At 68.0% G+C, this 13658-nt stretch carries 16 protein-coding genes; 8 read left to right on the top strand and 8 right to left on the bottom strand.

Features of this window, described 5'->3' with window-relative positions; translation table 11 throughout:
• Positions 1-54: 54 nt before the first annotated feature.
• The 4 genes from dgoD to ACFP2T_RS34650 all read right to left on the bottom strand — a co-directional run bounded on the left by dgoD (position 55) and on the right by ACFP2T_RS34650 (position 4212).
• Positions 55-1203 carry a galactonate dehydratase gene (dgoD, locus tag ACFP2T_RS34665; RefSeq protein WP_377429354.1) on the bottom strand — a complete coding sequence of 383 codons (1149 nt, stop codon included), beginning with the start codon at positions 1201-1203 and terminating at the stop codon, positions 55-57.
• A 12-nt stretch (positions 1204-1215) separates the two neighbouring features.
• Positions 1216-2034: a carbohydrate ABC transporter permease gene (locus ACFP2T_RS34660; protein ID WP_377429352.1), complete on the bottom strand. Its 819-nt coding sequence runs from the start codon at positions 2032-2034 to the stop codon at positions 1216-1218.
• On the bottom strand, positions 2031-2960 hold the full coding sequence (locus ACFP2T_RS34655) for a carbohydrate ABC transporter permease (RefSeq protein WP_377429350.1): 930 nt from the start codon (positions 2958-2960) through the stop codon (positions 2031-2033). The genes ACFP2T_RS34660 and ACFP2T_RS34655 overlap by 4 nt, the downstream gene beginning before the upstream one ends.
• A 73-nt stretch (positions 2961-3033) precedes the next feature.
• Entirely contained in the window at positions 3034-4212 is a 1179-nt protein-coding gene (locus ACFP2T_RS34650; protein WP_377429348.1) for an ABC transporter substrate-binding protein, read from the bottom strand.
• 249 nt (positions 4213-4461) lie between these two features.
• Here ACFP2T_RS34650 and ACFP2T_RS34645 point away from each other — a divergent pair, with 249 nt between their 5' ends.
• On the top strand, positions 4462-5235 hold the full coding sequence (locus ACFP2T_RS34645) for a FadR/GntR family transcriptional regulator (RefSeq protein WP_377429346.1): 774 nt from the start codon (positions 4462-4464) through the stop codon (positions 5233-5235).
• 171 nt (positions 5236-5406) lie between these two features.
• Positions 5407-6531, top strand: a complete 1125-nt coding sequence (locus ACFP2T_RS34640; RefSeq protein ID WP_377429344.1) for a 5-methyltetrahydropteroyltriglutamate--homocysteine S-methyltransferase — start codon at positions 5407-5409, stop codon at positions 6529-6531.
• Between the two features lie 101 nt (positions 6532-6632).
• Here the strand turns inward: ACFP2T_RS34640 and ACFP2T_RS34635 are convergent, their stop codons facing one another.
• Positions 6633-7172, bottom strand: coding sequence for a GNAT family N-acetyltransferase (locus tag ACFP2T_RS34635; protein ID WP_377429388.1), 540 nt, complete (start codon positions 7170-7172; stop codon positions 6633-6635).
• A 213-nt stretch (positions 7173-7385) separates the two neighbouring features.
• Here ACFP2T_RS34635 and ACFP2T_RS34630 point away from each other — a divergent pair, with 213 nt between their 5' ends.
• The 5 genes from ACFP2T_RS34630 (at position 7386) to ACFP2T_RS34610 (ending at position 10042) form a co-directional block, all read left to right on the top strand.
• Positions 7386-7805, top strand: coding sequence for a hypothetical protein (locus ACFP2T_RS34630; RefSeq protein ID WP_377429342.1), 420 nt, complete (start codon positions 7386-7388; stop codon positions 7803-7805).
• 2 nt (positions 7806-7807) lie between these two features.
• Positions 7808-8032, top strand: a complete 225-nt coding sequence (locus tag ACFP2T_RS34625; RefSeq protein WP_377429341.1) for a helix-turn-helix transcriptional regulator — start codon at positions 7808-7810, stop codon at positions 8030-8032.
• A 79-nt stretch (positions 8033-8111) separates the two neighbouring features.
• Positions 8112-8822, top strand: coding sequence for a DUF4386 domain-containing protein (locus ACFP2T_RS34620; protein WP_377429339.1), 711 nt, complete (start codon positions 8112-8114; stop codon positions 8820-8822).
• A gap of 261 nt (positions 8823-9083) precedes the next feature.
• A complete protein-coding gene (locus ACFP2T_RS34615; RefSeq protein WP_377429337.1) occupies positions 9084-9863 on the top strand; it encodes a helix-turn-helix domain-containing protein in 780 nt (259 codons plus the stop codon).
• Positions 9860-10042: a DUF397 domain-containing protein gene (locus tag ACFP2T_RS34610; protein WP_377429336.1), complete on the top strand. Its 183-nt coding sequence runs from the start codon at positions 9860-9862 to the stop codon at positions 10040-10042. Before ACFP2T_RS34615 ends, ACFP2T_RS34610 begins: the two co-directional genes overlap by 4 nt.
• A gap of 48 nt (positions 10043-10090) precedes the next feature.
• On the opposite strand, the gene ACFP2T_RS34605 is transcribed toward ACFP2T_RS34610, so the two are convergent.
• Positions 10091-10603 carry a VOC family protein gene (locus ACFP2T_RS34605; RefSeq protein ID WP_377429334.1) on the bottom strand — a complete coding sequence of 171 codons (513 nt, stop codon included), beginning with the start codon at positions 10601-10603 and terminating at the stop codon, positions 10091-10093.
• Positions 10604-10664: 61 nt separating this feature from the next.
• The gene (locus ACFP2T_RS34600) at positions 10665-10958 is read right to left on the bottom strand and encodes a CBU_0592 family membrane protein (RefSeq protein ID WP_377429332.1); all 294 of its coding nucleotides are present in this window, start codon (positions 10956-10958) and stop codon (positions 10665-10667) included.
• A gap of 220 nt (positions 10959-11178) precedes the next feature.
• On the opposite strand from ACFP2T_RS34600, the gene ACFP2T_RS34595 reads away from it, so the two are divergent.
• A complete protein-coding gene (locus tag ACFP2T_RS34595; RefSeq protein WP_377429330.1) occupies positions 11179-12306 on the top strand; it encodes a magnesium and cobalt transport protein CorA in 1128 nt (375 codons plus the stop codon).
• Positions 12307-12324: 18 nt separating this feature from the next.
• Here ACFP2T_RS34595 and ACFP2T_RS34590 read toward each other — a convergent pair whose 3' ends face one another.
• Positions 12325-13482 carry a magnesium and cobalt transport protein CorA gene (locus tag ACFP2T_RS34590; protein ID WP_377429328.1) on the bottom strand — a complete coding sequence of 386 codons (1158 nt, stop codon included), beginning with the start codon at positions 13480-13482 and terminating at the stop codon, positions 12325-12327.
• Positions 13483-13658 lie beyond the last annotated feature (176 nt).

Here is a 13658-nt window from a genome sequence, read left to right as displayed (position 1 = left end):
CGGTATGGAATGTCTTCCGGTATGGAATGTGAATGGCCGGCGAGGTGGGCTGGTTCACCACTCCGCGAAGGAGCCGTCGGGGTGGCGCCAGGTCGGTCCGCGCCAGGCGTGCCCGCGCTTGTCCGCCAGCCGTACCGCGTTCTCGTCGATGTCGACGCCGAGTCCCGGGCCGGTGAGCCGGGCGATGTGCCCGTCGGCGAAGTCGAACGGCGTCCGGTCCACGACGTAGTCCAGCACCTCGGCGTCGGAGTTGTAGTGGATCCCGATGCTCTGCTCCTGGATCAGGTAGTTCGGCGTCGCGAAGCCGACCTGTAGGCAGGCCGCCAGGGCGATCGGTCCGAGCGGACAGTGCGGGGCGAGTTGTACGTCGTACACCTCGGCCAATGCCGCGATCTTACGTACCTCGGTGATCCCGCCCGCGTGCGAGACGTCCGGCTGGGCGACCGCGATGCCGGCCTGGAGGACGGGCAGGAACTCCTGCCGGCTGTAGAGCCGCTCGCCGGTGGAGACCGGCGTGGTGGTGGACCTGACGAATTCGCCGATCAGGTGCGAGTTCTCCGGTACGACCGGCTCCTCCAGGAAGAACGGCCGGAACGGCTCCAGCAGCGGGGCGACCCGGCGGGCGTTGGCCAGGGTGAACCGGCCGTGGAAGTCGACCGCGACGTCCCGGTGCTCGCCCAGCACCTCGCGGGCGGCGGCGACCCGGCGGACCACCCCGTCGAGTTCGGCGACGGACGCGACCGGGCTCATCCGACCGGACGCGTTCATCTTGACCGCCGTGAGCCCGGCGGCCAGCTGTTCGGCGATGTGGTCGGCGACCTCGGCCGGCTCGTCGCCGCCGACCCAGCCGTAGACCCGGATCCGGTCCCGGACCGGGCCGCCGAGCAACTGGTGCACCGGTGCGTCGAAGTGCTTGCCGGCGATGTCCCAGAGCGCCTGGTCGAGCCCGGAGACGGCACTGGCCAGGATCGGCCCGCCCCGGTAGAACGACCCCTTGGTCATCAACTGCCAGTGGTCCTCGATCCGCAGCGCGTCCCGGCCGATCAGCAGCTCGCTGAGTTGCTCCACGGCGGTGCGTACGGTCTCCGACCGGCCCTCGCAGGTCGCCTCGCCCCAGCCGACGATCCCGCTGTCGGTCTCGATCCGGACGAACAGCCAGCGGGGCGGGACGAGAAAGGTCTCGACCCTAACGATCTTCGTCACTTCGTCTCGACCTCAGCCCTTGGTGGCCCCGGCGGTGAGGCCGGAGACGACGTACTTCTGCACGAACAGGGCGATCAACATGATCGGCAGGGTGACCACCGTCGACGCGGCCATCAGGCCGCCCCAGTCGATGCTCGCGTAGCCGACGAAGTCGAAGATCGCGACCGGCAGGGTCTTGGTGTCCGCGCCGGAGAGCACCAGGGCGAACATGAAGTTGTTCCAGGAGAAGATGAACGACAGGATCCCGGCGGTCGCGATGCCCGGTGCGGATAGCGGCAGCGTGATCCGGCGGAACGCGCCGATGTGGGTGAGCCCGTCGACCAGCGCGGACTCCTCCAGCTCCAGCGGGAGCCCGTCGAAGAAGCCCATCATGATGTACACGACCAGCGGCAGTGACACGAACATGTGGCTGAGGATGAGCACCGAGAAGCCGCCGACCAACTTCAGGTTGGAGAAGACGTAGTACCAGGGCACCAGCAGCGAGACGCCGGGGATGACCCGGGCCATCAGCACCACCAGGGCCGACTTGCGCATGTTGAACCGGCTCATCGAGTACGCCGCCGGCACGCCCAGGATCAGCGACAGCACGGTGGCGGCGAACGCCACCCACAGGCTGTTGCCGATGAACTGGAAGTAGTTCGCCTGGTCCAGGACCTTCGTGTAGTTGTCCAGGACCGGGGTGAAGGCGAACGCCTTGCCCGTGTCGTAGATGTCGACGTTCGTCTTGAACGAGGCGGCGACCATCCAGACCAGCGGGGCGAGCAGCGAGACCACCACGAGGGCCAGGGCAACCGCCCGGAACACCTTGTACGGGGTACGGCGGGCCTTCATCGCGCGCCCTTCTTTCGCCGGGAGGTCAGTGCCCACATCGAGCCGATGATGATCAGGAAGAAGATGATGAGGACGGTCGAGGAGATGCCGTACTCGTTGTAGTCGAAGCTCAGGCCGTAGGCGTACACGTTGAGGGTCTCGACCTCGTGGAACGACCCGCCGCCGCGGCCCTTCGTGGCGTAGAGGATGTCGAAGGTCTTCAGGGCGTCGATCCCGCGCAGCAGGATCGCGACGATGACCGTCGGCATCAGCAGCGGCAGGGTGATGTGCCGGAACCGCTGCCAGGCGTTGGCGCCGTCGACCCGGGCCGCCTCGTCCGGCTCGTTGGACAGCGAGGTCAGCCCGGCGAGCAGGATCAGCACGACCATCGGCGTCCACTGCCAGACGTCGATGAAGATCGTCGTCGGCAGGGCGCTGTGCTGACCGGCGAGCCAGGGCTGCGGGCCGATGCCGACCCAGCCGAGCAGCTGGTTCGCCATTCCGATGTTCGGGTCGAAGATGAGCCGCCACATCATGCCGACCGCGACCGGGGTGGCGACCAGCGGCATCAGGATGGCGACCCGGACCCACTTCTCGCCCCGGAACGGCCGCCACAGCAGCAGCGCGATTGCCATTCCGAGCACGACCTCGAAGAGCAGTGCGACGCCGGTGAACCCGACGGTCCGGAGTACGGCGGGCCAGAACCGGTCGGTGTCGGAGAGGACTTCGAGGTAGTTCGCGAATCCGATGAACTCGGACTCGGCCCGGACCGATCCCTCGGCGTCGGTGAGGCTGAGGTACAGCGTCCAGGCGAGCGGGAAGATGATCAGTGCACCGACGAACACCATGGCCGGCGCCGCGAACAGCCACTTGCGGTGGCTGTTCGCCCAGCGGCTCCAGGCGGACGTGTCGGTCGAGGACGGTGGGGTGGATGCGATGACTGCCATGAGGGGTCTCCGGCTTCGGCGGGCCATGTGACGCGGGGGTGACGGAACTGGTCCGTCACCCCGCGCGGTTGGCTTACTTCTCGTCGTCCAGGAGCTTCTGGAAGGCCTCGTTGGCCGTGGCCGTCGAGCCGGCGACGTCCTTGCCGGTGATGGCGTCGACGATCGGCTGGCCGACGATCTCGCGCGCCTCGGCCACCTTCACGACCAGCGGCCGGTCGTGGCCGACGCCGTTCGCGGTGCTGATCGCGATGGCGTCCGCGAGGTCCTTGGGGTAGGTCGCGATGCCCTCGGGGTTGGCCCAGACCGAGGTACGGGCGCCGGGGACGCCGGCCTTCTGCTGCGCCAGCGTCTGGTCCTTGCCGGCCGCCCACTCGATGAACTTCCAGGCGTTGCTCTGGTTCTCCGAGGACTCGTTGATGCCGAGCGCCCACGAGGGGACGTTGTACGGCTTCGAGCCGGCCGGACCGGCCGGGAACGGCGCGAACCCGACGGTGTCGGAGACCTTCGACTTGGCCGGGTCGGTGGCGTTCTTGTAGAGCGAGTTGGCCTCGGTGTAGAACGCGGCCTTGCCCTGGGTGAAGATCGCCATCGCCTCGGACCAGCTCATGTCGGTGCTGATGTTCTGCGGCCCGTGGTCCTTGAGCAGCCCGCCGTAGTAGGCGTACGCCTGCTTGGCCTGCTCGCTGTTGACCGTGGCCTTGCCGCTGCCGTCGACGAAGTCGCCGCCGAAGCTGTAGAGGAAGCTGGAGAACTGGGTGACCGCGGCCGCCTTACCGGTCCGGGCGACGAAGCCCGCGGTGCCGGCGTTCTCGGCCTCGACCTTCGCCGCCATGGTCTTCAGCTCGTCGAGGGTCTTCGGCGGCGCGCTGTAGCCGGCCTTCTGCAACAGGTCCTTGCGGTAGTAGAGGACCTCCTGCTCGGTGATGATCGGTACGCCGACCACCTTGTCCTCATAGGTGGTCGCCTGGACCGGTCCGGCCTGGAAGTCGTCGAAGCCGAAGGCGGCGTTCCCCTTGGTCTTGTCGGTGAGGTCGGCGAGGTACTTGTTCTTGGCGAACAGCTTCCCCTCCTGCAACGGCCGGTACATCATCACGTCGATGTCGCTGGATCCGGCGTTCAGCTTGACGTTGTACTGGTCAGACAGCTGGTCCTCGCCCAACTGAGTGACCTCGACCTTCAGGCCGGTCTGCTTCTCGAACTCCGGCAGGGCCTGCTTTATGTTTTCCGTCCAGACGTGGTTGACCAGCGTCACGCGCAAAGTATTCGATTCGCCGCTGTCGTCCCCGCCGCCACCGCAGGCGGACAGGCCGAGGGCAGCCACCACGGCCAGAGAGGTTCCGATTACCGACCGACGTAACACGTCCATCTCCCCTTCCGTCGCGGCGACCCGCCGTTGGGGCGCCGCAGCGGATGCCCTACATCCGCTTAATGCCGGATGCTAGGCCGATAAACCAGACTTATGCAAGAGTGGCCCTCCCACTGATAGGCTTTATTTATGGACATGCCGTCACCAGAGGATGCGTCTGTCCGGCTCGGCACCGCCGAACCGGGCCTGCACGCCCGCGTGCTCGACCTCCTCGGCACGGCCGTCTGCGCCGGCCAACTCGCGCCCGGCTCGGTGCTCTACATCGACGACCTCGTCGAGCAGTACGCCGTGTCCCGCTCGGTCGTCCGCGAGGTGCTGCGGGTGCTCTCCTCGATGGGGCTCGTGGAGTCCCGCCGTCGGGTCGGCACCCTGATCCGGGCCGCCAGCGAATGGAACGTCTTCGACCCCCAGGTGATCCGCTGGCGACTCGCCTCGGCAGGCCGGATCGCACAACTCCGCTCGATCACCGAACTCCGGGCCGCGGTCGAGCCGCAGGCCGCCGCGCTCGCGGCCGTCCGGGCGACCCCACAGGAGGCCAGTGAGCTGATCGGCCTCGCCGCGAAGATGTGGGCGGCCGGCAAGGCCGGCGACGAGCCCGAGTTCCTCCGGCTCGACATCGAGTTCCACCGGCAGGTGCTGGTCGACTCCGGCAACGAGATGTTCGTGAAGCTGCACGAACTCGTGGCCGAGGTGCTCGCCGGTCGGTACCACTACGACCTGATGCCGCACTACCCCCACGAGGAGGCGTTGCAATTGCACGCCGAGGTGGCCCAGGCGATCCAGCGGCACGACGGCGAACGCGCCAAGGTCGCGATGGTGCAGATCATGGAGCAGGCCATGAAGGAGATGAGCGCCATCTGGGCGCAGACCGAGCCCACCACGGTCACCGGAACGGCCGCGCCGGCCTGATCCTGTCGTCCCTTCACGGGGCCGGGGGTGGCCGACGGGCTGGCCGGGCCCGGGGCTGGTGATCATCTAGCTCGGTGTGGCGGACTATGGTTGCCGGATCGCGCCGTCGCGGTACGCGAAGCCGGCGCGTACCGACAAGGAGCCCGCGTACAGAAGCAGAGGGGACCCCCCATGGATGCATCACCCCGACCGCCGTTCCGCGCCGACCACGTCGGCAGCCTGTTGCGGCCGGCGCGACTGCTGAGCGCCAGGCAGGACCGGGCCGCCGGGCGGATCACCGCCGAGGAGTTGCGCGCCGTCGAGGACGACGCGATCCGCGAGGTGGTACGCCTACAGGAGAGCATCGGCCTGCGTACCGCGACCGACGGCGAATTCCGTCGTACGTCGTGGCACATGGACTTCATCTACCAGCTCGGCGGCATCGACCCGGCGGACGAGAAGCTGACCGTGCAGTTCTTCAACGAGGCCGGCGCGCTGGAGTTCAGCTCGGCCGCGCTGCGCGTACACGACCGGGTGACGCTGAAGGACACCATCTTCGGTGACGCCTTCTCCTTCCTGAAGGAGCAGACCACCACCGCGACGCCGAAGCTGACCATCCCGTCGCCGAGCATGGTGCACTACCGGGGTGGCCGGGCGGCCATCGACACCGGCGTCTACCCGGACCTGGACCAGTTCTGGACGGACCTGAGTGCCGCGTACGCCGAGCAGGTGAGCCGGCTCGCCGCACTCGGCTGCACCTACCTCCAGTTCGACGACACCAGCCTGGCGTACCTGAACGACCCCCGGCAGCGGGACATGGTGGCCGCGCAGGGCGGCGACCCGGAGCACCAGCACGAGCGGTACATCCGGCAGATCAACGCGTCGCTGGCCGGGCGCCCGGAGAGCATGTCCATCACCACGCACATGTGCCGGGGCAACTTCCGGTCCTCCTGGGCCGCCGAGGGCGGGTACGACTTCGTCGCCGAGGCACTCTTCACCCAGCTCGACGTCGACGGCTTCTTCCTGGAGTACGACGACGAGCGCTCCGGCGACTTCGCCCCGCTGCGGTTCGTGCCGCCGGGCAAGAAGGTGGTGCTGGGCCTGGTCACCACCAAGCGCGGCGAGTTGGAGAGCAAGGACGACCTCAAGCGCCGGATCGACGAGGCCGCCCGGTACGTACCGCTGGAGCAGCTCTGCCTCTCCCCGCAGTGCGGCTTCTCCTCGACAGTGGAGGGCAACGCGCTCACCCAGGAGGAGCAGGTGGCCAAGCTCCAGCTCATCGTGGAGACCGCCCAGGAGGTCTGGGGCGACAACTAGTAAGGGCCGGGTGACCGGCGTGCTCTGACGAGCTGGTACGACCTGACCGGTGCGATGGGCGGCCTCGAGCTTTCGCTGCCCATCGCACCGGCAGTCCTCGGTCAGGCGGTCGGTACCCAGAATCGCAACATCCCGCCGCGTTGATCCTCGAAGACGCCACCGTTGGCCTCGATCACCTTGCGGGATGCGACGTTGTCTACGTCGCAGGTCAGCAACGCGGACTCGATGCCCAGGCCGTGTGCCACCGGCAACGCGGCGCGCAGCATCGCGGTGGCATGGCCCCGACGCCGCGCCGATGGCCGCACGTCGTAGCCGATGTGGCCGCCGGCCTCGCGCAAGTGAGGGGTCAAGCGGTGCCGGATCGCGAGGCGGCCGAGGTAATCGTCATCCTGGATCCACCACAGGCTGGTCGACGGCACGTAGCCGTCAGGTCGGGGTGAATCCTCCAGGGCTTGGGACCGCAACCAGTCGACGTACGCGGCGAAGTCCTCAGGTACCGCCCAGCGGCTCCCGAACTCGCGCAGTTCAGCCCCGATCATGGTGTCATCGCCGGAGCTACCGCGTCCTTCGGCGCGGAACTCGGCCATGGCGGCAACGAACGATCGATGCACCCGTACGGTGGGCGGACTCAGCTCGGGCATAGCGACATTGGTATCGAATCGGCCATGCCTGCGCATCCTCAATTCCAGAGGCGGAAGCCGAGCGGCTCGATACGGGTGGACCTCCGCCAGGCCCCGCGCCTCGGCAACCGTCGCTGACCAGCCCCGCGTCGCTGGCGGAGTAAAGATTTATTGACACCGTGTCAGCGTTGCTTTACATTCCTAGTGTCAAACTTGTTTTACATGGGAGCGGGCATGTCCTCCGAAGAGAAGCAGTCGTGGATCTACGCCTTGGTGGCGGTCGTCGTACCCCTGGTCTACTTCGCGACTGTCCTGTCGAAGGTCCCGGGAACGGACGTCGCGACGATCGGCTACGTGTGGCCGATGTTCACCGCGATCGGGGTCGGGATCGGCGCGAACATCGTCCTGAACATCACGGCCGCGATCATTTCGCCGAGGGAGGCCGGCAGGACCGACGAGCGCGACCGGCAGATCAACCGGCGGGGCGAGCACGTCGGGTTCTACGTCATGAGCGTCGCCGCGATCGTTCCGCTCGGCCTGGCGATGGCGAGGATCGACCAGTTCTGGATCGCCAACGCGCTCTACCTCGCGTTCGTCCTGGCGGCCCTCACCTCGTCGGTCGTGAAGATCGTCGCGTACCGGCGGGGCTTCTGACCATGGCCAAGCCCACCAGGGTCACCAACTCGATCCGAGCCCTGCGGTTCGCCCATGGGGAGATGACGCAGGCGGAGTTGGCCGACCGCATCGGCGTAACCCGCCAGACCATCATCGCCGTCGAGCAGGGGCGCTACTCGCCGTCACTGGAGGCGGCCTTCCAGATCGCCCGAGTGTTCGGGGTGCCGCTCGACGACGTCTTCCAGTACCCCGACACCGAGGACTGACCGCTACACCACTACCACCGGCGCGCGAGGACACTGCCTCGCGGCCATCCTCCTGCACACCCGAGAACAGGAGAGAACCATGTCCACCTCTCAATGCCCCGTCCGGATCGCCAGCCCGGCCGAGCTGGTCCGCACCGCCCGTATTACCGGGCTGTTCTATCTCGGTATGGCCATCGTGGCCGTGCTTGGATATCTGGTCATCCGGCCGCGACTTTTCGCGGCCGACGATCCCGGTGCGACGCTGGCGCACCTGGTCGGGAACGAGTCGCTCGCGCGCACCGGGGTCGTGCTGGAAATGCTCATGGTCCTCACCCAGGCGCTCACCGCCATCTGGTTCTACCGCCTGTTCCGCACCGTGGAGGCCTTTGCCGCCGGCAGCATCGCCGCCTTCGGCCTGGTCAACGCGGTCCTGGGCCTCAGCAGCGCGGCGTTCCTGGCGACGGCGGTCGAGGTCGCGTTCGACCCGGTCGGCGACGCGCCGGCAACCGTCTACCTCCTGTACCTGATGAGCGGCAACCTGTGGGGCGTGGGAGGGATGTTCTTCGGCCTGTGGCTCGTCCCCATGGGCTTCTGCGTGCTCCGCTCGGGGTGGATGCCCCGGCCGCTGGGCTGGGCGCTCATCGGAGGCGGCGTCGGCTATCTGCTCGGCGCGTTCATCGTGTACCTCGCTCCCGAGGCACGAGTCGTCGCCGAAATTCTCGCGGTGCCCGCGCACGTGGGCGAGTTCTGGATGGTCGGCTACCTGCTGGTACGCGGCGTCCGCCGTCGCGCGCTCCGGGGGTTGGACTGAATCCACGGCTTTCGGCGACATCTCAGGTGTGGTGACGCCCTCCCGATGCATTATGCATGAGGCCGCCGATTGGTCCCGGATGCGCTTTCGGAAAGTGCCATACGACGCGTGGACCGTCTCGAATCCGCCGATCTCCACTCTGGAGCTGATCTTAGGAACAGCGGAAGATGGGCCGGGTACAGCGCTCGATATTTCGAGGTCAGGCACTTACGTGGCGCGTCCGGGAACAATTCGACCCGGGCGAGAAAGGTCCGGTAATAAATGAGGAACACTGGTCTTCCGAAAATCATCAAGGTCCTGCGGTCGACTCACGGGGTAACTCAGGAGCGGCTTGCCGAACGCCTGAGGGTCAGCACGTCGCTCATCGCCAAGTTCGAGACGGCCCGGCTCGTGCCGATGCCGGACACGGCGAAAAATCTGGACGAGGTGTTCGGCTCCGGAGACCTGATCCAGGAGTTGGCGACCGACGCCCGGAAGGCTCTGCCACCGGAGTGGTTCCAGGCGTGGCCGGAGATCGAGCTTGAGGCCGTTTCGCTCCGATGGCACGAACCCAACTACGTTCCCGGGCTGCTCCAGACCGAGGAGTACGCGCGGGCGGTGCTCAACTCGGGCCTGCTCAGTCCCGAGGAGGCAGAGGACGGTCTTGCGCTTCGGATGCAGCGCCAGGCAGCCGTGTTCGACCGGGAGAAGCCCCCGGTCTGCACCTTCATCATCGACGAACTGGGGCTGATGCGCGGGTCGCCGACGCTGATGAAGCCCCAACTGGAGAAACTGGCCGAGTGGTCGACCCGACAACGGATCTTCATCCACGTCGTACCGCGATCCGCCGGTCTGTACGTCGGACAGACCGGACCGCTGATCCTGGCGGCGCTGCCCGGTGGGGGTGAGACGGCGTACCTCGAAGACCAGGCGGCGGGGCGGGTGATCGCCGATCCGGACCAGGTTGCCGCGATGGTGCGGGTCTGGGACGCGATACGCTCGGTGGCACTTCCCCGAGACATGTCCCGGGACCTGATCGTGAGGATGGCGAGCGAGCTATGACCCCGAGCTGGCGGAAGGCGACGAGGAGCAACAGCAACGGCGGCGCCTGTATCGAGGTGGCCGACAACCTGCCGGGCCGGGTGCTGGTCCGGGACAGCAAGGATCAGCGGGGACCGGCCCTGACCTTCGGGCCGAACGCCTGGCGCGCGTTTGTCGTCGAGGTGGCCCGCCGGCCGTAGCGCCGAACAGCGCACGACGACGCCGCGCTGTCCGATCAACCCGGCGGCTCAGCCGGGGCGGGCGAACCCGCCCTTCGGCGCGATGAGTTCGAGGTTGGTTCCGTCCGGGTCGTTGAAGTAGGCGACCTCGGTGCCGGCCGCTTCCGGCGGCGACACCTCCTGGGCCGTGAAGGTGTACGGCGGGCCGAGGAAGTCCAGTCCGGCGTTGCGCATCCGGTCGTACACCGCCGACAGGTCGTCGACCTCGAAGCAGAGGTGCATCGAGCCGGGCCGGTTCGCGGCCAGCTCCGCCGGCTGACCGGCCGGCTCCAGAAACTGGATCAGGTCGATCCCGAGGTTGCTGAGTCGGAAGGTGGCGTACCGCAACCGGGTGCTGGCCAGGCCCTGGGAACGGGCGAACCCGGCACCGTGCATCGTCTCGTCGCGCACCACCGGTTCCACCCCGGTGAGCACCTGGTAGAAGGCGACCGAGCGGTCCAGATCGGCGACGGAGATCCCGACGTGCGCGGCCGTACGGAGCCCGATGGTTACCGTCGACGGATCCGGAACGGCGTTCGCCATCGCGCTTCCCTCCGACGGCCCGGCGGCGATCCTGTCGAGGTCAACGTAACCGCCCGTGACGTCACCCAGCAGGCGAATCCGGCCGTTGGCCTCCGGCGGTCCGGGTCGCGGCCCCGTCGTCCCGGCGTGCCATCCGGAGCAGCGAGGCGGTGGAGATGATCGCCCAACTTCCCTCCAGCAGCAGGAATCCCCACGACTGGTGCAGGAGTGCGATCACCGCCAGCACGGCCGAACCGACGATGTTGAGCAGCAGGTAGCGCACGGAGTGCGGGGAGAGTCGGCGGGTCTGGGCGGCGGCGAAGGCCGAGAGGATCAGCAGCGAGCCGCCGACCTCGATCAGATCGACAGGAGTCATGATTTTCTGCGCGCCGTCTTTGCTGGGCCGGGTACGGCAGCGCTCTCGTCCGGGGCGGTCGCGTGCCGGCGCCGCCTAATGATCAAGTTTAGCTCGGGCCACCCGCCGATGGGCCAACCGGTGTGAAACCTCACCAGGGCGCTGGACCCGGGACCGGACGGGTGGCCGGCGGATGGTTCGATGCACGCCAGTGACCGCGCGCGGGAAGGGGCATCCGGGGATGACGGGGTACGAGCGGAACACTGGTTTCGGCGGTACACGCACCCGGTGGGCCGAGCCGGTACGCCGGGTGATGGCCCGGATGTTCAACGTCGACGGGCTGCCCGCGTACACCCCGGGGCAGAACAGCCAGAACGCGGAATGCGTCGTGGACTGCGCGACGTACGTCGACGGCCGCCGGATGCCGGGGCGGCCCGACTACCGTGAGGCGCTGGCGGCGGCGCGCCGGGGTCGGGGCTTCGTCTGGCTGGGGCTGCACGAGCCGACGGAGCAGGACTTCGCGCCGATCGCCCGGACGTTCGGGCTGGACGACCTGGTCGCCGGGCACGCGCACAACCGTGATCACCGGCCCGCCGTCGAGCGGTACGACCAGGTGACGGTCATCGTGCTGCGCACCACCCGGTACGTCGAGCACTCGGAGCTGACCGAGACGTCCGAGGTGGTGGAGACCGGGTCGGTGACCGTGTTCGTCGGCCCCCGGTTCGTGATCACCGTGCGGCACGGCGCGCCGGGTGCGCTGGGGCCGGTCCGGGCCGACCTGGAGGCCCGGCCCACCCTGCTGGCACTCGGCCCGTGGGCGGTCGCCCACGCGGTCTGCGACCAGCTCATCGGCTCGTACGTCCAGGTGGCCGCCGCCGTGGAGGCCGACATCGACGCGGTGGAGGAGCAGGTCTTCGCCGCCGTGCGGGGCCGGGAGCGGATCGCGCACATCTACCAGCTCAAGCGGGAACTGATGGAGTTCAAGCGGGCGGTGGCGCCGCTCCAGCGCCCGTTCGCCGAACTGCTCGACGACCGGGAACTGCCGAGGCCGGTCGTCCGGTACTTCCGGGACGTCAACAGCGTGCTGGTCCGTACGGTGGAACGGGTCACCGCCTACGACGACCTGCTGAACTCGATCCTCCAGGCGCGGCTGGCCCAGGTGTCGGTCGACCAGAACAACGACATGCGCAAGATAGCCGCCTGGGCGGCGATCTTCGCGGTGCAGACCTTCATCGCCGGGATCTACGGGATGAACTTCGAGGCCATACCGGGGCTGAAGGCACCGTACGGCTTCTGGGTGGTGCTGGTGGTGATGCTGGTCGGCGCGGTCGCGATGCACCGGGGCTTCCGGCGCAACAAGTGGCTGTAGGTCGTGCCGCCCGACCGGTCACAACCAGTCGCGGCGCTTGAAGAGGATGAACAGGGTGCTACAGACCAGCAGCATCAGGAACAGCGCGAACGGGTAGCCGAGGGTCCAGTGCAGCTCGGGTATGTGGTCGAAGTTCATCCCGTACACGGTGCCGATCACCGTCGGGGCGAACAGGATCGCCGCCCAGGCGGAGATTCTCTTGATCTCCTCGTTCTGGGTGTAGCTGGCCTGGGTCAGGCTCTTGACCTCTTCGTTCTGCGACTGCGAGACCAGCGTGGCGTTCAGGGTGAGGATGTCCGCCAGGATCAGTCGGAACTCGTTCACCCGCTCCGAGGCGGTGGTGGCGTGGTCGGCCACGTCGCCGAGGTAGCGCCGCAGCTCCTCGTCGGTGCCGTACTTCTCGAACCCGGCCGTCAGGCCCGACAGGATGTCGAGCAGCGGCCGGGTCGCCCGCTGGAACTCGATCACCTCACGGGAGAGTTCGTAGATCCGGCGGCTCACCCGGGGATCGCCGCCGAAGACCTCGGTCTCGATCTCGTCGATGTCGTTCTGCAACCCGCCGACCACCGGGGCGTACCCGTCGACCACGCTGTCCAGGACCGCGTACAGCACCGCTTCCGGACCGAGGCGCAGCAGGTCGGGGTCGTTCTCCATCCGTCGCCGTACGGCGGTCAGGTCGGGAGCCTGGCCGTGCCGTACGGTCAGCACGAAGTTCGCGCCGACGAAGATGTGTACCTCGCCGAAGTCCACCTCCTCCGACTCGTCGAGGTAGCGGGCGGCCCGGAGCACCACGAAGAGGGTGTCGCCGTACCGTTCGAGCTTGGGGCGCTGGTGCGCGACGATGGCGTCCTCGATGGCCAGCTCGTGCAGCCCGAACTCCTCGGCCACGGTGAGCAGTTGCGCCTCGGTCGGCCGGTACAACCCGATCCACGCCATCGTGCCCGGCTGATCCCGCAGCCGCTGGCAGGTCTCCGCGAGGTTGGGCGGACCGTCCACCCGCTGGCCGTCCCGGTAGATCGCCGAGGTGACCACGCTCTCCTCCGCCGGCGGGGCCTTCTCCGGCTCGCCGCCGCGCGGGTCCATGGAGAGTTCCGGTGGCGACTGCGGATACCGGTCCTGCGAGCGGCGCAGAGCCCGCTTCGCGGGACGCAGGGCGCGCGAACGCCAGTCGGACATGGAAAGCCTCCACAACGAAGACATCGAGCGACGCGTGCGGGGATCCCACGGAAGACTCCGGTCACGTCTCCGGCCGCCGGCCCGGACCGGGCCGCCGTCCCATCCCACGCCCGCCCCTGGCCGAGGACAACCAACCGCCAGCCAACACCAGGAAGATGTTGACCAACAATCACCAC

The sequence above is a fragment of the Plantactinospora solaniradicis genome, assembly GCF_042658085.1.
In the GTDB taxonomy this organism is placed as follows: domain Bacteria; phylum Actinomycetota; class Actinomycetes; order Mycobacteriales; family Micromonosporaceae; genus Plantactinospora; species Plantactinospora solaniradicis.
The sequence above is the reverse complement of the archived record's forward strand: the minus strand, read 5'-3'. Positions and strand labels throughout refer to the sequence as shown.

What these genes read in the sequence shown, in the direction of transcription:
- ACFP2T_RS34660 (WP_377429352.1), bottom strand. Translation starts at nt 2,034, where the DNA reads ATGAAGGCCCGCCGTACCCCGTACAAGGTGTTCCGGGCGGTTGCCCTG.
- ACFP2T_RS34655 (WP_377429350.1), bottom strand. Translation starts at nt 2,960, where the DNA reads ATGGCAGTCATCGCATCCACCCCACCGTCCTCGACCGACACGTCCGCC.
- ACFP2T_RS34645 (WP_377429346.1), top strand. Translation starts at nt 4,462, where the DNA reads ATGCCGTCACCAGAGGATGCGTCTGTCCGGCTCGGCACCGCCGAACCG.
- ACFP2T_RS34640 (WP_377429344.1), top strand. Translation starts at nt 5,407, where the DNA reads ATGGATGCATCACCCCGACCGCCGTTCCGCGCCGACCACGTCGGCAGC.
- ACFP2T_RS34635 (WP_377429388.1), bottom strand. Translation starts at nt 7,172, where the DNA reads ATGCCCGAGCTGAGTCCGCCCACCGTACGGGTGCATCGATCGTTCGTT.
- ACFP2T_RS34630 (WP_377429342.1), top strand. Translation starts at nt 7,386, where the DNA reads ATGTCCTCCGAAGAGAAGCAGTCGTGGATCTACGCCTTGGTGGCGGTC.
- ACFP2T_RS34625 (WP_377429341.1), top strand. Translation starts at nt 7,808, where the DNA reads ATGGCCAAGCCCACCAGGGTCACCAACTCGATCCGAGCCCTGCGGTTC.
- ACFP2T_RS34620 (WP_377429339.1), top strand. Translation starts at nt 8,112, where the DNA reads ATGTCCACCTCTCAATGCCCCGTCCGGATCGCCAGCCCGGCCGAGCTG.
- ACFP2T_RS34615 (WP_377429337.1), top strand. Translation starts at nt 9,084, where the DNA reads ATGAGGAACACTGGTCTTCCGAAAATCATCAAGGTCCTGCGGTCGACT.
- ACFP2T_RS34610 (WP_377429336.1), top strand. Translation starts at nt 9,860, where the DNA reads ATGACCCCGAGCTGGCGGAAGGCGACGAGGAGCAACAGCAACGGCGGC.
- ACFP2T_RS34605 (WP_377429334.1), bottom strand. Translation starts at nt 10,603, where the DNA reads ATGGCGAACGCCGTTCCGGATCCGTCGACGGTAACCATCGGGCTCCGT.
- ACFP2T_RS34600 (WP_377429332.1), bottom strand. Translation starts at nt 10,958, where the DNA reads ATGACTCCTGTCGATCTGATCGAGGTCGGCGGCTCGCTGCTGATCCTC.
- ACFP2T_RS34595 (WP_377429330.1), top strand. Translation starts at nt 11,179, where the DNA reads ATGACGGGGTACGAGCGGAACACTGGTTTCGGCGGTACACGCACCCGG.
- ACFP2T_RS34590 (WP_377429328.1), bottom strand. Translation starts at nt 13,482, where the DNA reads ATGTCCGACTGGCGTTCGCGCGCCCTGCGTCCCGCGAAGCGGGCTCTG.